Annotated in this window: 16 protein-coding genes; 5 read left to right on the forward strand and 11 right to left on the reverse strand. The window is 62.5% G+C overall.

Annotation, left to right across the window (positions count from 1 at the left end):
- Window positions 1-2: 2 nt before the first annotated feature.
- Window positions 3-1,043 carry a 2,3,4,5-tetrahydropyridine-2,6-dicarboxylate N-succinyltransferase gene (gene dapD, locus ACWA13_RS12620; RefSeq protein ID WP_463934549.1) on the forward strand — a complete coding sequence of 347 codons (1,041 nt, stop codon included), beginning with the start codon at window positions 3-5 and terminating at the stop codon, window positions 1,041-1,043.
- Window positions 1,044-1,047: 4 nt separating this feature from the next.
- Window positions 1,048-1,902, forward strand: a complete 855-nt coding sequence (locus ACWA13_RS12625; protein WP_463934550.1) for a hypothetical protein — start codon at window positions 1,048-1,050, stop codon at window positions 1,900-1,902.
- Here the strand turns inward: ACWA13_RS12625 and ACWA13_RS12630 are convergent.
- Both ACWA13_RS12630 and ACWA13_RS12635 read right to left on the reverse strand, forming a co-directional pair.
- Entirely contained in the window at window positions 1,899-2,510 is a 612-nt protein-coding gene (locus tag ACWA13_RS12630; protein WP_463937926.1) for a hypothetical protein, read from the reverse strand. The two genes, ACWA13_RS12625 and ACWA13_RS12630, sit on opposite strands and share 4 nt — an antisense overlap.
- Window positions 2,511-2,590: 80 nt before the next feature.
- Entirely contained in the window at window positions 2,591-3,211 is a 621-nt protein-coding gene (locus ACWA13_RS12635; protein WP_463934551.1) for a TetR/AcrR family transcriptional regulator, read from the reverse strand.
- A gap of 99 nt (window positions 3,212-3,310) precedes the next feature.
- On the opposite strand from ACWA13_RS12635, the gene galE reads away from it, so the two are divergent.
- Window positions 3,311-4,327, forward strand: coding sequence for a UDP-glucose 4-epimerase GalE (gene galE, locus ACWA13_RS12640; RefSeq protein ID WP_463934552.1), 1,017 nt, complete (start codon window positions 3,311-3,313; stop codon window positions 4,325-4,327).
- 245 nt (window positions 4,328-4,572) lie between these two features.
- Here the strand turns inward: galE and ACWA13_RS12645 are convergent, their stop codons facing one another.
- The 3 genes from ACWA13_RS12645 to fdxA all read right to left on the reverse strand — a co-directional run bounded on the left by ACWA13_RS12645 (window position 4,573) and on the right by fdxA (window position 7,468).
- A complete protein-coding gene (locus tag ACWA13_RS12645; RefSeq protein ID WP_463934553.1) occupies window positions 4,573-5,856 on the reverse strand; it encodes a citrate synthase in 1,284 nt (427 codons plus the stop codon).
- A 124-nt stretch (window positions 5,857-5,980) separates the two neighbouring features.
- Window positions 5,981-7,135, reverse strand: a complete 1,155-nt coding sequence (dapC, locus tag ACWA13_RS12650) for a succinyldiaminopimelate transaminase (RefSeq protein WP_463934554.1) — start codon at window positions 7,133-7,135, stop codon at window positions 5,981-5,983.
- A gap of 6 nt (window positions 7,136-7,141) precedes the next feature.
- Window positions 7,142-7,468 carry a ferredoxin gene (gene fdxA, locus ACWA13_RS12655; protein ID WP_463934555.1) on the reverse strand — a complete coding sequence of 109 codons (327 nt, stop codon included), beginning with the start codon at window positions 7,466-7,468 and terminating at the stop codon, window positions 7,142-7,144.
- A gap of 152 nt (window positions 7,469-7,620) precedes the next feature.
- On the opposite strand from fdxA, the gene ACWA13_RS12660 reads away from it, so the two are divergent.
- On the forward strand, window positions 7,621-7,869 hold the full coding sequence (locus tag ACWA13_RS12660; RefSeq protein WP_463934556.1) for a putative acetyltransferase: 249 nt from the start codon (window positions 7,621-7,623) through the stop codon (window positions 7,867-7,869).
- 112 nt (window positions 7,870-7,981) lie between these two features.
- On the opposite strand, the gene typA is transcribed toward ACWA13_RS12660, so the two are convergent.
- Window positions 7,982-9,910, reverse strand: coding sequence for a translational GTPase TypA (gene typA, locus ACWA13_RS12665; protein ID WP_463934557.1), 1,929 nt, complete (start codon window positions 9,908-9,910; stop codon window positions 7,982-7,984).
- A gap of 241 nt (window positions 9,911-10,151) precedes the next feature.
- Here typA and ACWA13_RS12670 point away from each other — a divergent pair, with 241 nt between their 5' ends.
- Window positions 10,152-10,967 (forward strand): SGNH/GDSL hydrolase family protein, encoded by an 816-nt coding sequence (locus tag ACWA13_RS12670; RefSeq protein ID WP_463934558.1) that lies wholly within the window; start codon window positions 10,152-10,154, stop codon window positions 10,965-10,967.
- A gap of 66 nt (window positions 10,968-11,033) precedes the next feature.
- Here ACWA13_RS12670 and ACWA13_RS12675 read toward each other — a convergent pair whose 3' ends face one another.
- The 5 genes from ACWA13_RS12675 to ACWA13_RS12695 all read right to left on the reverse strand — a co-directional run bounded on the left by ACWA13_RS12675 (window position 11,034) and on the right by ACWA13_RS12695 (window position 18,436).
- Complete coding sequence (locus tag ACWA13_RS12675; RefSeq protein ID WP_463934559.1) at window positions 11,034-12,743, reverse strand: dipeptide ABC transporter ATP-binding protein; 1,710 nt, start codon at window positions 12,741-12,743, stop codon at window positions 11,034-11,036.
- Window positions 12,744-12,754: 11 nt separating this feature from the next.
- Window positions 12,755-13,699 carry an ABC transporter permease gene (locus ACWA13_RS12680; RefSeq protein WP_463934560.1) on the reverse strand — a complete coding sequence of 315 codons (945 nt, stop codon included), beginning with the start codon at window positions 13,697-13,699 and terminating at the stop codon, window positions 12,755-12,757.
- Window positions 13,689-14,618: an ABC transporter permease gene (locus ACWA13_RS12685; RefSeq protein ID WP_463934561.1), complete on the reverse strand. Its 930-nt coding sequence runs from the start codon at window positions 14,616-14,618 to the stop codon at window positions 13,689-13,691. Before ACWA13_RS12685 ends, ACWA13_RS12680 begins: the two co-directional genes overlap by 11 nt.
- 126 nt (window positions 14,619-14,744) lie before the next feature.
- Window positions 14,745-16,424 carry a peptide ABC transporter substrate-binding protein gene (locus ACWA13_RS12690; protein ID WP_463934562.1) on the reverse strand — a complete coding sequence of 560 codons (1,680 nt, stop codon included), beginning with the start codon at window positions 16,422-16,424 and terminating at the stop codon, window positions 14,745-14,747.
- A 266-nt stretch (window positions 16,425-16,690) separates the two neighbouring features.
- Window positions 16,691-18,436 carry an ABC transporter family substrate-binding protein gene (locus tag ACWA13_RS12695; RefSeq protein ID WP_463934563.1) on the reverse strand — a complete coding sequence of 582 codons (1,746 nt, stop codon included), beginning with the start codon at window positions 18,434-18,436 and terminating at the stop codon, window positions 16,691-16,693.
- Between the last annotated feature and the right edge of the window lie 188 nt (window positions 18,437-18,624).

Genomic DNA, 18,624 nt, shown 5'->3' on the forward strand with positions numbered 1-18,624 from the left:
CCATGACTGAGACTGCCGCTTCCACCGTGCCCGAAAACCAGACCGCAGCCGCCAATACCCGCTCCGCCTACGGTTTTGGCGTGGCCACCATTGCCACCACCGGCACCGGTGCTGCCGCCCAATCGACGGTCCTGGACGTCTGGTTCCCGGCACCTGCCCTCGGTGTCGCGGCGGAGAGCCTGCGGGGCGTGGAGAATGCGGACAGTGTCCTGGAGGAGATCGCGTCCGCCGGCTCCGACGCCGACCGCGGCACAGAGCAGAAAGTGGTTTTCGTCCAGATCAACCTGGATGAGGCTCCAGCAGACACAGCTGACGCCTACCTGCGCCTGCACCTGCTGTCCCACCGCCTGGTCAAGCCGAACACCATCAACCTCGATGGCATCTTCGGCAAGCTCCCCAACGTTGTATGGACCAACTTCGGCCCGGCCGCCGTCGAGGGCTTCGAACTGACCCGTGCCCGGCTGCGTAAGCGCGGCGCCGTGACCGTCTACGGCGTAGACAAGTTCCCGCGCATGGTGGACTACGTTGTCCCGGCCGGTGTCCGCATTGCCGATGCCGACCGCGTCCGCCTGGGTGCCCACCTGGCCGAAGGCACCACCGTGATGCACGAAGGATTCGTGAACTTCAACGCCGGCACCCTCGGCACTTCCATGGTTGAGGGCCGGATCTCCGCCGGTGTTGTCGCCGGGGACGGTACTGATGTGGGCGGCGGGGCTTCCATCATGGGCACCCTGTCCGGTGGCGGCAAGGAAAAGATTGTCATCGGTGAGCGCGTCCTGCTGGGCGCCAACTCCGGCGTCGGCATCAGCATCGGTGACGACAGCGTTGTGGAGGCCGGCCTCTACGTCACCGCCGGCACCCGGGTCCGCGTCCCGGGCCCCAAGGATGAAGTGGGCGAGGACACCACCAAGATCGTCAAGGCTGTGGAACTGTCCGGCGTTCCCAACCTGCTCTTCCGCCGCAACTCCACGAACGGCGCCGTCGAGGCACTGCCGCGCAAGGGCCAGACCGTCGAGTTGAACGACGCTCTGCACGCCAACTGATCACGTGCCCCTACGACGTAGCATCCGCCGGGCACTGATCTTAGTCCTCGTCCTGGTCCTTGCAGTCGGCGGGGTATACATCGCCATCAACTTTTTGCAGCGCTCCGAGACGTGGGTCTCGGAGCGCTGCACCGCCGTCGTCGGATCCCTCCAGGCAGAGCTCGCCACCGATCAGGCCCACAATGCCGCGTTGATTTCCGCCGTCTCCGTGAGAAGAGGCCTGCCGCCCAGGGCGGCCGCGATCGCCCTGGCCACAGCCATGCAGGAATCGAAGCTCCGCAATATCGATTACGGCGACAAGGTTGGTCCCGACTCCCGGGGGTTGTTCCAGCAGCGTCCTTCGCAGGGCTGGGGCACCGAAGACCAGGTGATGGACCCGTACTACGCGGCCAATGCTTTTTATGACGTCCTCGTAACCATTCCGGGTTACGAAGACCTGCCAATCACCGAGGCCGCACAGCGCGTGCAGCGCTCCGCCTACCCGAGCGCGTACGCAGAGCACGAGGGCATGGGCCGGGCCTTCGCGTCAGGACTGACAGGCCAGGCCCCGGCCGCCGTTGACTGCACGCTCCGCTCCCCCGAGGCCGCCGGTAATTCTGCTGCAGTTATTCAAGCACTTGAGGCAAGCTACGGCACCGTCACAGCCACTGAAGCCGGCGGTGTGCTGCAGATTCAAACACCCTATTCCTGGTCAGTAGCGCAGTGGGCCGTGGCCAGCGCCAAGCACCTTGGCATCACCTCTGTGGACGTTGACGGGCAAACCTGGGACCGGGCCAGCAAAACCGGCTGGCAGGAAAGCGGCGCGGGCGCCGGAGCCGGCACCGTCACCCTTCGCCTGGCTGTCAGCGAAGGCACCTAAGCGAGCAGTTCCACTACCGGCTGCACGTAACTGCGGAACAGTTCAGGCTGGTTCAGGAGATCCTGGCTCATGATGATCCGGTTAGGTTCGAGGTACCACGCACGCAGCTCGTTTAACGGCAGCTCTATGATGTCCAGCTGAAAGTCGCGCGCGCCACGGCCAAGTTCCATCAGCCTGTCCTCAACCAGGTCATCCAGGAGCAGTTGGGCTCCCGCTGCCTCACGTTCCGCCTCCAGCTCGGCATACTCGCTGCGGCGGTCCCGCGTCCAACTGAGGGCCGCGCCGAAGTGGGCTCTAAGGACCCGCTGCAATGCCGGTGAATTGCCAAATGAAGCGAAGTCCGGCGGGGAGAGATCAGGATCGCACTTCGGGTACGCCTTGAGCAGTTGATGCCACCAGGCCTCCCATTCCGTCCGCAGGGTGCTCTGCCCGCCGACGTCTGATGTCAGGTGGGAATGGTCGGCCGCCCGGATCTTTGGCGAAGCGGAGCACAAGGCAGGCTGGCCAATTCCTTCCAGCCCGGCAACATCACGTATGTAGAGGGCGATCATCATAGGGCCAGAGGTATCCATGGTGATCCGCCAGCCCTCACCCTCCCGTTGATGCATCATCCCTCCTAGGCCGCCTGGACTCCAGACGGATTCACCGGTCCGCGCGCGCTTCCCAGTGTATTCCCACAGGGCAGGGGTTAGCCGCTGGAACGTGCTTCAATTCCTGCCAGGTGCGATTCCAGGACATCACGGCACATCGCAGCAGACATCCACTCCGGCTGCAGCAATGCGTGCATGCAAAGGCCATCAAGGGCTGCCAGGAGATGTTCGGCTTCCACAACCAGCCGTTCACCAAACCCCGCCCCCGGCAGCAGCCTCTGGATGACCCTGCCCACCACGGCCGCCACCGACCGGTGGCTGCGGTCTGCTTCAGCCGATAGGCCTGGCCTGATCCTGGCGGCGTTCTTGAATGCCATCCAGACGCAGGCATCCATCGCCCGTTTCTCATCCAGGGGAAGGAATTCACCCAAAAGTGTTAAAACAGCTTCACGGTGGGCCGGGCTGCCAGGCTTCTGTGCCAGGACTTCCCCTTCGGCGACGGAGAGCCGACGCAGGACACGGTCCACCACAGCGGCAAAGGCGTAGCGGTGCAGTTCCTCGCTGCCGGTGAAATAGTGCCGGACCGAACCAACCGCCAGTCCGGCTTCGTCTGCAACTTCACGCAACGATGCCCGTTCCAGCCCATCGCTGGCAATGATCCGCCACACTGCGTCCACTACGTCCTGCCTGCGGGCCTGGGCATCAACTATTTTGGGCACCCCCCTTTTTTAGCACAGACGTGCTTCCCAAGCTGCCACACCACACCGGCTGCCGTTGGCTGGCGGCATCACAGCCATCGGATGGGATAGTTTTGAGATATGAAGATTCTGGTTACCGGAGGCACAGGCTACATCGGCTCGCACACCGTATTGTCCCTGCAACAAGCCGGTCACGACGTCATCGTCCTCGACAACCTGGTGAACTCAAGCGAGGAATCCCTTCGCCGGGTGGCCAAGCTCTCCGGGAAGACAGCGGAGTTCCACGATGTGGATCTCGTCGACGAGTCCGCTGTGGAGCGGGTCTTCGCCGGGGCCGGCATCGACGCCGTCATCCACTTCGCCGGCCTGAAAGCCGTCGGTGAGTCTGTGCGCGAACCTCTGAAGTATTACTACAACAACCTTGTGGGTACGCTGAACCTGCTCCGCGTTATGGACCGGCACCAGGTCCGGTCCATCGTCTTCAGCTCCTCCGCCACCGTCTACGGCGGATACAACCCCATCCCTTACGTGGAGAAGATGGAAATCGGCGCGGACAATCCCTACGGCCGGACCAAAGAACAGATCGAAGATGTCCTGTCGGATCTTGGAGCCGCTGACAGCCGCTGGCACATCGCCCTGCTGCGCTACTTCAATCCGGTAGGCGCCCACCCTTCCGGCCTGATTGGCGAGGACCCGCAAGGTATCCCCAACAACCTCGTGCCGTTTATCGCCCAGGTTGCGGTGGGCCGGCGGGACAAGCTCATGGTCTTCGGCGGCGACTACGACACCCCTGACGGAACGTGCCTCCGGGACTACATCCACGTCGTCGACCTCGCGGAAGGTCACGTAGCCGCCCTCAACCACGTCGCGGAACGCAGTGGCGTCTTCCGCTGGAACCTGGGCTCGGGCAAGGGCACCTCGGTGCTCGAGATGCTGCACGCGTTCGAAAAGGCCGTTGGCCGACCGATCCCCTACGAGATCACCGGCCGGCGCGACGGCGACCTCCCCGCGTTCTGGGCCGACGCCTCATCCGCCCTTGCCGACCTCAGTTGGGCCACCACCAAAACGGTGGAACAGATGTGCGAGGACCACTGGCGCTGGCAGAAAAACAACCCGATGGGCTACGCGTCCTCCTGACTGGTGGTCAAGCCGGGCCCACGCCCGGCGGGTTCCCTCGCCGAGCTTGCGAGGCGAGGGAGCGGGTGGGGAGTGAAACCGGATCTCGACAGGCTCGATCACCAGCAGGCTCGATCACCGGAGGCGCTCAAGCCCCGGACACAAAAAATGGCCGCCCACCTCATGGAGGTGGGCGGCCGTTTTGTAACAACCGGTGGTTGAGCTAGTCGAAAACCGGATCTCGACAAGCTCGATCACCAGGGGCGTCAGCGGGCCGGGTAGTCCCGGGCCGGCTCTCCCACGTAAAGCTGGCGCGGGCGCCCGATCTTGGTCTGGGGGTCGCTGGCCATCTCGCGCCACTGCGCGATCCAACCGGGAAGCCGGCCGATGGCGAAGAGGACTGTGAACATCTTCTCCGGGAAGCCCATCGCCTTGTAGATCAGGCCGGTGTAGAAGTCCACGTTCGGGTACAGCTTGCGCTCGATGAAGTAGTCATCGTTCAACGCCTTCTCTTCCAGGCGCAGGGCAATGTCCAGCAACTCGTCGTTGCCGCCCAATTTGCTCAGGATCTCGTGCGCGGTGTTCTTGACGATCTTGGCCCGCGGATCGTAGTTCTTGTAGACGCGGTGACCGAAGCCCATCAGGCGGACGCCGTCCTCCTTGTTCTTGACCTTTTCCATGTAGGATTCGGGCTTGGTGCCTTCAGCCTGGATCTGGCGGAGCATCTTCAGGACGGCTTCGTTGGCACCGCCGTGGGCCGGCCCGGAAAGAGCGTGGATTCCGGCCGAAACGGAGGCGAAGAGGTTGGCGTCGGAGGACCCCACCAGGCGGACCGTAGACGTGGAACAGTTCTGCTCGTGGTCTGCATGCAGGATCAGCAGCAGATCCAGGGCCTTCACGACGACCGGATCCAGCTCATACTGCTCAGCTGGCAGACCGAAGCTCAGGCGCAGGAAGTTCTCCACCAGGTTCATGGAGTTGTCCGGGTAGAGCATGGGCTGCCCGATGGACTTCTTGTGCGCGTAGGCGGCGATGACCGGCAGCTTGGCCATCAGGCGGATGGTGGAGACCTCTACCTGTTCGGCGTTGTTGGGATCCAGGGAATCCTGGTAGAACGTGGACAGCGCAGATACTGCCGACGACAGCACCGGCATCGGGTGGGCGTCCCGGGGGAAGCCGCTAAAGAAGCCCTTGAGCTCTTCGTGCAGGAGGGTGTGGTGGCGGATCCGCTGATCGAACGCTTCCAGTTCCGTGGGGGTGGGCAGGTTACCGTAAATCAGCAGGTAGGAAACTTCGAGGAAGCTGGAGTTCGCAGCCAGCTGCTCGATGGGGTAGCCGCGGTACCGCAGGATCCCGGCATCGCCGTCGATGTAGGTGATGGCAGAAGTGGTTGCTGCGGTGTTCATAAAGCCGGGGTCGAAAGTGACTGCGCCCGTCTGCTTCAGCAGCTTGGAAACGTCATAACCTTCGTTTCCTTCTACAACCTGGATGCGCGGGAGCTTGAGCTCCCCGCCTGCGTGATGCAGGGTAGCGCTGTTGTTCTCAGTCATGGAGTCCCCTTCATGAGGCTTTGATAGTCACTGTTAAGCTACAGCGCAAGTGCAGGTGTCCACTAATTCAAAACCGCCGGATCCTGCTAAACTACGCGCTGAAGTGGCACGAGTCACACGTTCGTTACTGCCCTGATATCAGCCGCCTTACGGCCTCATCAATGCGTTCATCGGTTCCGGTGAGGGCAACCCGGATAAAGCCCTCGCCGGCGCGGCCATAAAACACCCCCGGCCCGACGACGATGCCGAGCGAGGCCAGACGGTCGACCGTGGTCCAGGTATCCTCGCCGGCGGTGCACCACAGGTACAGCCCGGCGTGGGACTCATGGATGGTCAGGCCGAAGGTTTCCAGTGCGGGAACCAGGCGTTCACGCCGCGAGCGGTACAAATCCTTCTGCTCCTGCACATGGATGTCGTCGCCGAGTGCCACCCGGAGCGCTTCCTGCACCGGATACGGCACAATCATGCCGGCATGTTTGCGGCTGTTGACCAGGTTGGCCATCAAATCCGGTGCGCCGGCGACGAACGACGCGCGGTAACCTGCCAGGTTTGACTGCTTGCTCAGCGAGTAGACGGCCAGCAGGCCTTCGTTGGAACCACCGGTTACGCGAGGATCCAGGATGCTGGGAACAGGCTGGCCGCCGCGCTGGACGTCCCACTCCCCCCAGCCGAGTTCCGCGTAGCATTCGTCCGAGGCAACCACAGCACCCAGCTGCCGCGCTCCGGCCACCAGGCCCCTGAGCGAATCGACACTGCGGACGCTGCCCGTAGGGTTTCCAGGCGAATTGACCCAAACAAGCCGCACCCGGGCGCGGGTGGCGTCATCGAGTGAGTCGAGGTCATCTGCTGCCACCGACGTAGCCCCCGCCAGCGTGGCGCCAATGTCGTACGTGGGGTAAGCCACGGTGGGACGAACCACGACGTCGCCCTTGCCCAGCCCGAGCAGCAGCGGCAACCAGGCCACGAGTTCTTTCGAGCCGACAGTGGGCATAACATCGCGCGGATCCAGATTCGGGACGCCGCGGCGGCGTTCAAACCAGGCGCAGATGACCTGGCGAAGCGTTGGCGTGCCGTGCACCGTGGGATACCCGGGTGCATCCGTCGCGGCACGGAGGGCATCCTGGATGAGTGCCGGCGTCGGATCCACCGGGGTGCCGATGGACAGGTTCACCAATCCACCAGGGTGATCCGAAGCCTTGGCCAGATACGGTGCCATGGCCTCCCACGGGTAGTCCGGTAGATTCAGCCCGAAGGACGCAGTCCCGGTTGCCTCAGCCATGTTGGCTCAGTGGTCCTGGTTCTGCAGCGGAAGGGCGGCAATCATGGGGTGGTCCTTGCCGGTGTTGCCAAGCTTGGCCGCGCCACCGGGCGATCCCAGGTCATCGAAGAACTCCACGTTGGCCTTGTAGTAATCCGCCCATTCCTCGGGGGTATCGTCTTCGTAGTAGATAGCCTCTACCGGGCAAACCGGCTCGCAGGCACCACAGTCAACGCATTCGTCCGGGTGGATGTACAGCGAACGCTCACCTTCGTAGATGCAGTCGACCGGGCACTCTTCAATACAGGCCTTGTCCTTGACATCTACACACGGCTGCGCGATTACGTACGTCACGTCCCTTGCCTCTCCAGGTTGTTTTCCGGCTTCGACCGGTTGTCTCGTCCAGCGTTTCCGCCGCGTTCTTGCCTACTGAGCCTATTATCTCCCAGTCTGTTCCAACGAACCCATCCCTGCGTCCTAGTATGAACGCGGCTTAGGATAAACACGTGAATCCCACCCCCACGAGCCCCCGTGATTTCCTGGCATCCGCCGCCACAGGCACCCGCGTGGTGGTCCGCTACCGCTACGGAGAGGGATTCACGGACGCCCTGGGCCTGCTGCTGAGATGCGATGCCAGCGCCTGCACCGTGCAGACCCGGAAGGCCGACGTCGACATCGCGCTTTCCGACGTTGTCGCAGCCAAGGCGGTGCCTCCTGCACCGGAACGTCGGGCGCCGCGGGCTCCGCGACCCTGACTCCGTATTCAGATCCGGATTTAAGCAAAAACTGCCGGAACGACGGCGGGGCGTCCCGCCTGCCGTTCCGGCAGCTTTTTGCTGGAGCTACTCAGGCTTGCTGAGTGGCTGGCTAGACCTTGGCGCGCTGGCGGTTGGCCTTGGAGCGCTCGCTGGCGTCCAGGATGACCTTGCGGATGCGGATGGATTCCGGGGTGACCTCGACGCACTCGTCTTCGCGGGCGAATTCGAGAGACTCTTCGAGGGTCAAGTCGCGCGGCGGCGTCATGTTCTCGAAGGTGTCCGAGGAAGCTGCACGCATGTTGGTGAGCTGCTTCTCGCGAGTGATGTTCACGTCCATGTCATCGGCGCGGGAGTTCTCGCCAACGATCATGCCCTCGTAGACCTCAGAGGTGGGCTGCACGAAGAAGGTCATGCGTTCCTGGAGCTTGATCATCGCGAACGGGGTGACAACGCCTGAGCGGTCAGCCACGATCGAACCGTTGGTGCGGTATTCGATGGGGCCGGCCCACGGCTCATATCCTTCAGCCAGCGAGGAAGCGATGCCGGCTCCACGGGTGTCCGTGAGGAACTTGGTGCGGAAACCGATCAGGCCACGGGCCGGAACGATGAACTCCATGCGGCACCAGCCGGTACCGTGGTTGGCCATATTGGTCATGCGGCCCTTGCGTGCGGCCATGAGCTGGGTGACAGCGCCGAGGTATTCTTCCGGCACGTCGATGGTCATGTGCTCCATCGGCTCGTGGATCTTGCCATCAACGGTCTTGGTCACTACCTGCGGCTTGCCAACGGTGAGCTCGAAGCCTTCACGGCGCATCTGCTCAACGAGGATGGACAGAGCCAATTCGCCACGGCCCTGGACTTCCCAAGCGTCGGGACGCTCGGTAGGCAGAACGTTCAAGGAAACGTTACCAATCAGTTCCTTGTCCAGGCGGTCCTTCACCTGGCGTGCCGTGACCTTGTGGCCCTTGACCTTACCCGCGATCGGGGAGGTGTTGATACCGATGGTCATGGAGATTGCCGGCGGGTCAACCGTGATCAGCGGCAACGGCTGCGGGTTCTCGGCGTCGGTCAGGGTCTCACCGATGGTGATCTCTTCGATGCCGGCGACGGCGACGATCTCACCCGGGCCGGCGGAGTCGGTGGGAACACGGTCCAGTGCCTTGGTGGCCAGCAGTTCGGTGATCTTGACGTTCTTGAGTTCACCGTTGGCACGGGCCCAAGCAACGGTCTGGCCCTTACGCAGGGTTCCGTTGTAGATACGGAGCAGCGCGAGGCGGCCCAGGAACGGCGAAGCATCCAGGTTGGTGACGTGCGCCTGCAGGACACCATCCGGGTTGTAGGTGGGCGCAGGGATGTGCTCGATGATGGTCTGGAAAAGCGGTTCCAGGTCCTCGTTCTCCGGCGCGGTGCCGTCAGCCGGCTGCTCCAGGGACGCGCGGCCAACCTTGGCAGCAGCATAAACCACGGGAACTTCGAGGATCTTGTCCAGGTCCAGGTCCGGAACTTCGTCGGCTAGGTCAGAAGCCAGGCCTAGCAGCAGGTCCATGGACTCATGGACGACTTCCTCGATGCGGGCATCGGGACGGTCGGTCTTGTTGACCAGCAGGATCACAGGCAGGTGCGCAGCCAGGGCCTTACGCAATACGAAGCGGGTCTGCGGCAGCGGACCTTCGGAAGCGTCAACGAGCAGGACGACGCCGTCAACCATGGACAGGCCGCGCTCCACCTCGCCGCCGAAGTCGGCGTGGCCGGGAGTGTCGATGACGTTGATGGTGATGGTCTCACCCTTGGACGAAGGTCCGTTGTAGGCAACGGTGGTGTTCTTCGCCAGGATGGTGATGCCCTTTTCACGCTCGAGGTCACCGGAGTCCATAACGCGGTCTTCGAGGTGGTTGTGCTCGGCGAAGGAGTTGGTCTGCTTGAGCATGGCGTCGACCAGGGTGGTCTTGCCGTGGTCAACGTGGGCCACGATCGCGACGTTGCGCAGATCACTGCGTGACGCAGTGTTCGCGGCGGTGTTGGTGGTGGTTTCAGACATGCGTAATGACTCGATTCGTGGGTCAGCGGTAAAGTATCGCGACATTTCCAACTGGAACGCACGACGGATCGGCCCCTTAGCACAGGGCACCTTCCTTCATTCTAACGGCTGAGGCAATTATTGGCCTAAAAACCAGAGATTGCCGGCTTCCTGCCCCGCGTCCTTCCTGCACCACTGCGTCAGTTAGTGATTAAGATCACTGGATTTTTTGTATTCATAGCACCATCATGGCTCTACGACCTTGAGCAAGCCCGGAGACCACTTGACGCGAAAATCCTCGGCCCTGCCCCGCTTTGTCGCATCAGCGGTCCTTGTGGGCATCCTCCTGATCGGCTGCGGGCCCGCCACCCCACCCGCCGCCATGGCACCTGGCGTTTCGCCAACCGGTACGGCGCCGTCCACGCCGGTCCCTGCTTCGACGTCGGCACCCACATCTGCGGTGTCTCCTTCAGTTTCGCCCAATTCCAAGCCCCCTGCCGTGAAGCCCACGGCCCTGCTGATCGGCGATTCCCAATCCGAACCGGCCAACGGCTGGCCCCGCCTTGGCCTGGCAGCGATTGGCTACAGCGTGCACTTCTGCGGGCTGGGCGGTACAGGATTTGTGGTGGCTAACGGTGAGACCGGCAACTACCTTGACGCACTGCGTGAAGGAGACTGGAAACTGCCTGACGGTGCCCCTTCCCTGATCGTCATCCAAGGCGGTGGGAACGATGCCGCACGCGGAGCCACCAACGAGCAGATCGCTGCCAACGCGCACTTGCTGATCGCAGAGCTGACTAAGCGCTATCCACAGGCGGAGCTGGCCATGATAGGAACCCTGGGCCGTGGAGTGCTAGACGGCGGGGGCCGGCGCAGTGAGGTGGACGCGCTTCTGGGAACAGTGGCAGCCAGCCACAGCCTGCCCTTTGTAGCAGTAGGTGACTGGCTGACAAAGCACGGCCAATCCGCCAACCTGGCGGATGCCGTCCATATGAATCCAGCAGGCCATAAGGCATTGGGACGGTTGTTGGAAACCCGCCTCCGTGAGCTGCACCTGGAGGAGGGAACGCAGCAGTAGAGCGACACAGCAGTGGAGCCGGCTCCCTGACGGGTACCGGCTCCACTGCTCTCTGGCTGAAAACTGTCAGGCAACCTCAGGCGGCAGCATCAGGCTGGCACCGGGGATCGCATTGAGCAGGGCCTTCGTGTACTCCATCTGCGGGGACTCGAAAACATCGTCGGTGGCACCGGTCTCCACCAGCTTGCCCTTCTCCATGACGCACACGTGGTCCGCGATCTGCCGAACCACGGCGAGGTCGTGGGTGATGAACAGGTAGGTCAGGCCCAGGTTGGACTGGAGTTCAGCCAACAGGTTCAGCACCTGCGCCTGCACCAGCACGTCCAGCGCGGACACGGCCTCATCGCAGATGATGACTTCCGGGTCCAGGGCCAGCGCCCGTGCGATGGCCACCCGCTGCCGCTGTCCACCGGAGAGCTCGTTCGGGAACCGCTGCATCATGGACTGCGGCAGTGCCACCTGGTCCAGGAGTTCACGGACCTTCTTTTCCCGGCTGGCCGCGTTTCCCACGTTGTGCGTGCGAAGCGGCTCCTCGATGGTACGGAAGATGTTGTACATCGGGTCAAGTGAACCGTACGGATCCTGGAAGATGGGCTGCACCCTGCGACGGAACGCGAACAGTTCCTTCCTGCCGAGGGTGGACGTATCCACCCCATCGAAGACGATCCGGCCGGAGGTCGGCTTCAGCAGGTTCAGCACCATTTGGGCCACTGTGGACTTACCGGAACCGGACTCACCTACGATCGCCGTCGTGGTTCCCCGCTTGACGCCGAAGGACACCTTGTCCACAGCCGTGAAGTCGGTGCTGCGGCCAAAGCCCGAACGCAGCTTGAACACCTTGGTGAGGTCCTCGATCTTGAGCACCTCGTCCGCAGCCGCCACGGTCTGGCCGTCGGCCGGTGCCAGCAGCTCATCGGTTTCGATGCCCTGTTCCTTGGCCACCTGGATTCGGCGGGAGGCCAACGACGGCGCCGAAGCCACCAGGCGCTGGGTGTAGGGGTGCTGCGGGTTCTGGAGAAGCTCCAGGGACGGCCCGGCCTCCACCACGTTGCCCTGGTACATCACTACGACCTTGTCCGCACGCTCGGCCGCGAGACCCAGATCGTGGGTGATCAGCAACACCGAGGTGCCCAGTTCCGTGGTCATGGTTTCCAGGTGGTCCAGTATCTGCCGCTGGACTGTCACATCCAGTGCCGAGGTGGGCTCATCCGCGATCAGGAGGCGCGGCTGGCAGGACAGGCCAATGGCAATCAGGGCACGCTGGCGCATACCGCCGGAAAACTCGTGCGGATACTGCTTGGCACGGCGATGCGCGTCCGGCAGGCCGGCTTGGGCCAGCACCCTCGCGACGTCGTCCGGTCCGCTCGGCTTACCGTTGGCCCGCAGCGTTTCCTTGACCTGGTACCCGATTTTCCAAACGGGATTGAGGTTCGACATGGGGTCCTGCGGGACCATGCCGATCGTATTGCCGCGGAGCTCGATCATGCGCTTCTCAGAGGCGTTGGCGATGTCCTCGCCGTCGAGCAGGATCTGCCCGCCGGAGACCCTGCCGTTGGTGGGCAGAAGACCGATGGCAGCAAGCGCCGTCGTCGATTTTCCGGAACCTGATTCACCCACAATGGCGACGGTTTCGCCCGGCATGATGGTGAGGTGTGCGTTCTTGACTGCCTTGACCTCACCACTTCCGGTTTTGAAGGTGATGGCAAGATCTCGGATTTCAAGGAGCGGCATTGCCTGACGCGAACCGGACTCCTCGATGCGGATATCAGATGTCATGGTGTTGTCTCTCATCGCTGACGGGCCTTCGGATCCAGGGCATCGCGTACCGCATCGCCAAGCATGATGAAGCTCAGCACGGTGATGGACAATGCAGCGGCGGGATACAGCAGGATCGCCACGTTGGTGCGGATTGCCACCTGCGCGCCTGCAATGTCGTTACCCCAGGACATGATGCTTGGGGGCAAGCCGATACCGAGGAACGAAAGAGTTGCTTCGGCGACGATGAAGACGCCCAGTTCCAGCGTTGCGAGCACGATGACCGGAGCCAGGGCGTTCGGCAGCACGTGCCGCAGCAATGAACCGAACTTGGAAACTCCCAAGGCACGGGCTGCCGTAACGAAGTCGGCATTACGGACCTCAATGACGGCACCACGGGTAATACGTGCCATCTGCGGCCATGCCAGCAGTGAGATCACCAGGACCACGGTCCAGACGCTCTTGTTTTCCCGGAACATGGGCAGCTGGGTCAGAACCAGGGCGCCGAGGATCAGGGGCAATGCGAAGAAAATATCGCCCAAGCGGGCGAGGACGGCGTCCAGCCAGCCACCGTAGAAGCCTGCCAAGGCGCCCAAGGTCACACCGATGACCAATACGCAGAGTACCGAAAGGATACCCACGGCCAGGGAGGCCTGCGTCCCGTAGATCACGCGCGCAAAGACATCGCAGCCCTGGTAGGTGAATCCGAAGGGATGCCCCGGTGCCGGGGCCCCCAGAGAGTTCGCCAACTGGCAGTTTTCGTTCGGGGCCACGTTCGTGAACATGCCCGGGAACAGGGCGATGACCACGAGGATCAGGATCATGATCGAAGAAATGATGAACAAAGGCCGGCGCCGCAGGTTCTTCCAGGCCTCTGCCCAGAGGCTCAACGGAGCCTGGTCTGTGATCGCCGAGTCCGTGGCCTGCAGAGGGGTTTCCTCCACCGGGGCCACAAAGTGGTTTGAATTAGTGGTCATAGCGAATCCTCGGGTCAAGCCAGGCGTAAAGGAGGTCAACCAGGAGGTTGGCCAGGACGAATACGAGGACCAGGACACTCACAATCGCAACGACCGTGGGCCCTTCACCTCTCAACACTGCCTGAAACAACTTATTACCTACCCCTGGGACGTTGAAGATGCCCTCAGTGACAATGGCACCGCCCATCAGCCCGCCCAGGTTGGCGCCCAGGTAGGTTACCACCGGGATCATGGAGTTGCGGAGGATATGGGCGACTACCACGCGAGGCCGGGACAATCCCTTGGCGGTGGCGGTGCGAACATAGTCGGCATTCATGTTCTCGATGACAGACGCGCGCGTAAGGCGCAGTACGTAGGCGAACGAGACAAGGCCCAAAACGACGGCCGGAAGGATCAGATCTCCCCAACCGGCGTTCGCCCCTACCGTTGGCTTGGCCCAGCCAAGCTGGACGCCGAAGACCAGCTGGAAAACAAAGCCCAGGACGAAAGTGGGGACGGCGATGACCACCAGCGAGGCAACCAGCACCGTGGAGTCAAACCACTTGCCCTTGCGGAGGCCGGCAAAAACGCCGAACAGGACGCCGAACACGGCCTGGATGACGAGTGCTTCGACAGCCAGCATGGCCGTCACCGGGAAAACCCGGGCCAGGGTGTCGGCAATCGGCTGCTGCGTGAAATCGACGCCGAGGTCAAAGGTAAAGAGGCTCTTCAGGAAGAGCCCGTACTGAACCCAGAACGGCTCATTGAGGTGGTACTGGTCCCGCAATGCGTCAATGACGGCCTGCGGAGGCTGCCGGTCACCAAAGAGGGCAGCGATGGGGTCACCCGGCAGGGCGAAGACCATGTAGTACACAAGGAGGGTGGTTCCCAGGAACACAGGGATTACCTGCAAGAGCCTGCGAAGAATGTAGCTAACCACGGGGCCACCCGCTTCCGGGGGCTAAACGGTGGAATCTCATGAGTGCCTTCCTGCCGAGGGCAGACGAATGGAGGCCCGGCACACGCCGGGCCCCCACTTGCCTATCGGCAAACCAGATAACTGAGGTTACTTGGCTTCGATGTTGTAGTAGAGAACTCCACCGTTCCAGCCGGTCTCGGCGTTCACGACGTTGTTGCTCCATACGATGGGCCGTGCCTGATCCCACAGGGGCAGTCCGGGCAGGTCCTCGAAGAGGATGGCCTGGGCCTCGTTGAATTTGGCGTTGGCCTCTTCCGGCGTCTTGGCAGCGAGACCTTCCTTCAGGAGGGCATCAAACTCAGGGTTGGAGTACTTCTCGTAGTTCGAGGAAGCACCCGTTGCCCAGACCGGTCCGAGGAAGTTGTAGAGCGACGGGTAGTCGCCCTGCCAGCCGGCGCGGCTCAGGCCCGGCAGGCTCTGGGACTTACGGAGGTTGAGCACTTCAGCGAACTTGGCGAACGGCTGGATCTCGGCCTCGATACCCAGGTTGTTCTTGAAACCGTTGGCTACGGCTTCAATCCATTCCTTGTTGCCACCATCGGTGTTGGAAGCAATCTGAAGCGGCTTTGAATCGTCGTAAGGCTGGATTGCGTCAGCCTGGGCCCACAGATCCTTAGCCTTGGCGGCGTCAAACTTAAGGACTTCGGCACCCGGGATGTCTTCGGTGAATCCCTCGATCACCGGCGGAGCGAAGGCCTTTGCCGGGGTACGGGTACCGCTGAAGACTACCTTGGCGATTTCTTCACGGTTGATGGCGTGAGACAAAGCCTGGCGGCGCAGCTTGCCGGCTTCACCCTGGAAGTTCGGGTTGTAACCCGGGATGTTCAGGGTGGAGTTGGTGGCAACGGGCTTGGTGGCGTTTCGGCCGTCGAAATCGTTGGTGTAGGTGGCCAGGGCGTTGGAAGGAAGAACGTCCGTAACGTCAAGGTTGTCGCCCTGGAGATCCGTGTATGCGGGGCCCGGATCGGTGTAGAACTTGAACGTCACGCCGCCGTTCTTGGCTTCGCGGGGGCCGCTGTAGTCCTCGTTCTTGACGAGTTCAATCTGGCTGTCGTGCTGCCAGGCGCCCTCCTTGGCCATCTTGTACGGGCCGTTGCCGATCGGGTTCTCGCCGAACGCCTTGGGATCGGCCAGTGCGGCCGAGGGCAGCGGGAAGAAGGCGGAGTATCCAAGACGCAGGGACCAGTCCGCCTCCGGCTGGGACAGCTTTACCTCGATGGTTGAGTCATCGACTGCCTTCAGGCCAGACATGGTCTCGGCGGTAGGAGCCGGAGTGTCAACTGACTTGCCTTCAGCATCCGTAGAGGTGGTGACAGCGCTGACGTCGGCGTAGCCTTCGATCGATTCGAAGAAGAAGCCGTTGTTCTGGAGGTTGGTGCTCAGGGCAGCGAAGTTCCAGGAGTCCACGAACGTCTTGGCCGTGATGGCCTCTCCGTTGGTGAACTTTGCGCCGTCCTTGACCTTGATGGTCCAGGTCTGTGAGTCCTCGGTTTCGATGGACTCCGCCAGCGAGTTGACCGGCTTGCCGTCGGCGTCGTACGTGCGCAGGCCCTCGAAGAGCAGCTCCACTACGCGGCCGCCATAGACCTCGTTGGTGTTGGCCGGCAGCAGCGGGTTCTGCGGTTCGTTGCTGTACGCCTTAATGATCTTGGCCGGGTCAACCGACGCATCAGTTTCGGTGCCACCGCCGGCGCCGCAGCCTGAAAGAGCAAGGGCGGCCGCAATAGCCATAATGCCCAAAGCTTTGGAAGTGCGCGTGAAACGCATTCCGCCTCCTATGAGTTGTGGGAGATATTCAGGGGAAATCTTTTGCTTCCCCGCAGGCTGGTCACAGGCTTAGCTGTGACTTGGCCTACATATGCAAGTAGCCTAGCCGCACAAAGTCCAAATACTGGTACGCCGTTGCCAAACCGTGACCAGAAGGTGTCCGGCAGCCATACGAGGCCTGAATTGACTTGCCAAACGGATGTTACCCGCTGGTATGCTTGCAGGTTTGCCGGGCTCCGGCGGCCGGTGTCGGGCACATCAGCAGGTCAGTTCAGGTGCCAGTCCGCAACATTCCACCAGATTCCCAACGGGCCCGGACCCGGGACAACACCGGCGAGACTGTTCATGTGGGCAGTTACGCCCCGCGATTGGAACAGTGGTAGGCCGTAGGCACTCTTCCAAATCTCAGCGTCGGCCTCCGCCAGCAGGGAATCCTGTTCTGCGCGGTCAGTGCTTCTGACAGCTTGCTCCAGCAGCCGGTCAACCTCACGGTTGGAGAAACTGTTGAAGTTGCTTCCCGAACCGCTGCGGAACACTTGCGGCAGGTGGCTGACGCCCACACCGGTCCCGATCCATCCCGACAGGGCGGCATCATGGCTGCCCCGGCCAAGGGCAGCGCCCCACTCACCGCCGGCCAGTCCGCCGTCGACGACGTTGAACCCGGCGCGCGCCGCGGAATCCCGGATCAGCCCGAACGCCCGTGAGCGCTCTGGATTGTCCCGGTTGTATAGGATCCGCACGGTGGGAGTGGCCCCGCCCAGGAGGGTACGGGCACCATCGACATCAACCTCTGAGTAGTCAGCAGAGCCGTTGACTGCGACAGTATCCGGATATCTGGCCGAAGACCGGTAGAACACATGCGAATCCTGGAGCTTGGCACCGGCGCCCAACGCCGCATCCGCAATGTCCTGCCGCGGTACCGTCTTCAGGAAGGCCCGGCGCACGTTCTCCTCGGCAAAAACGCCCTGGAACGTGAGATCAAGGTGCTCGTAGGCGAAGCGGTCGAATTCCGTCACGGTCATGGAATCCGAAGCAAGGTTGCGGAACTGTCCCGCTGCGGAGAACGGGACCGTAGCCACATCTGCCTGCCCGGCAGAAAGCGCGTCTCCCGCGGCGCCGGCAGAACCCGCAAACCGGATTATCACCTCGTCAAGGTAGGGCTTTGCCCCCCATGCGAAGGCCCTGTTGCGCACCAACCGGACCGACACCCCCGGTTCGACTTCCTGGACCACAAAAGGGCCGCTGGAAAGATACAGTGAGGTGTCTTCCGGGAGAGTGGTGGATTCGAAGCCCGAATTCCAGAAGCTGGCCAGCCGTGCAAGGTCCGGCCTCACCACTGGCCGGACGGGGTCCCCCTTTGGCAGCTCCTCCAGGAGTTGAATCAGGGCAGGCTCGTCCGTGAGGCCGCCCTTGAGTGCCACGACGTGGGCCGGCACACCGACGTCGAAAGCCGTTTCCCAGTCGGCAAAGCCGGAGGCGTACGTCAGCGTGATGGAGCGGCCGTCCTCCCCCAGTTCAGGGAACGACGTCGAACGAAGGCCGGTGGTGTCTGCTGCAGTGGTGAAGTATCTGCTTCCGGTCCCCGCGGCGGCATCCGCGTCGTCGTAATAGCCTGAGCCGGCCGCCCACGCAAGGAGGAGGTCGCCTGCGTCGACGGGATCGCCGTCGGACCACTGAACTCCGTCGTTTACCGTGTACCGAACCCGCAGCGGGTCCTCCGACACCCTCTCGAACCGGCCGAATTGCTCGTTTCGGACCACCCGGGCGGCATCGTCAATTGTGAAGAACCCAGTGTGCGTGAGGTGCCCGACTTTTACGTTGATGTCAGTGTTGCCGGCGGCACTGGCCGGGTTGAAGGAGGAGAGCGCGTTCATCTCCAGCACGGTGACACTGCCACCTGACTTGGTTTCCTCATGGCTTGGCGCACCCAGGTCTGCCGGCGAACAACCGCCCATTACAAGCACCGCGGCGCAGGCCGCCGGCAGCAGCCACCCGATCCTGCTCAGCCGCATGCTGACTCCTTTCCCGTCCCCATCGAGAGGCGCACGACATCCGCCCCCGGCACTCCAGGAGCGGGAACACGCAATGAACCTGGTTCAAGAGTACGGGAGAGCGGCTTATAGTGCCGGGACGCTAAAGGATGCTCATGGCACCGGCGGCTTGTGTGTGGAGGAGGATGGGTACCCTTCCGATTCCTACT

The sequence above is a fragment of the Pseudarthrobacter sp. TRD_SC_9 genome (assembly GCF_055361265.1).

Bases quoted from the DNA above. Each gene is read 5' to 3' on its own strand.
- ACWA13_RS12675 (WP_463934559.1), bottom strand. From the start codon at position 12,743: ATGACATCTGATATCCGCATCGAGGAGTCCGGTTCGCGTCAGGCAATG.
- ACWA13_RS12630 (WP_463937926.1), bottom strand. From the start codon at position 2,510: ATGCATCAACGGGAGGGTGAGGGCTGGCGGATCACCATGGATACCTCT.
- ACWA13_RS12680 (WP_463934560.1), bottom strand. From the start codon at position 13,699: ATGACCACTAATTCAAACCACTTTGTGGCCCCGGTGGAGGAAACCCCT.
- dapC (WP_463934554.1), bottom strand. From the start codon at position 7,135: ATGGCTGAGGCAACCGGGACTGCGTCCTTCGGGCTGAATCTACCGGAC.
- ACWA13_RS12645 (WP_463934553.1), bottom strand. From the start codon at position 5,856: ATGACTGAGAACAACAGCGCTACCCTGCATCACGCAGGCGGGGAGCTC.
- ACWA13_RS12695 (WP_463934563.1), bottom strand. From the start codon at position 18,436: ATGCGGCTGAGCAGGATCGGGTGGCTGCTGCCGGCGGCCTGCGCCGCG.
- typA (WP_463934557.1), bottom strand. From the start codon at position 9,910: ATGTCTGAAACCACCACCAACACCGCCGCGAACACTGCGTCACGCAGT.
- ACWA13_RS12690 (WP_463934562.1), bottom strand. From the start codon at position 16,424: ATGCGTTTCACGCGCACTTCCAAAGCTTTGGGCATTATGGCTATTGCG.
- galE (WP_463934552.1), top strand. From the start codon at position 3,311: ATGAAGATTCTGGTTACCGGAGGCACAGGCTACATCGGCTCGCACACC.
- dapD (WP_463934549.1), top strand. From the start codon at position 3: ATGACTGAGACTGCCGCTTCCACCGTGCCCGAAAACCAGACCGCAGCC.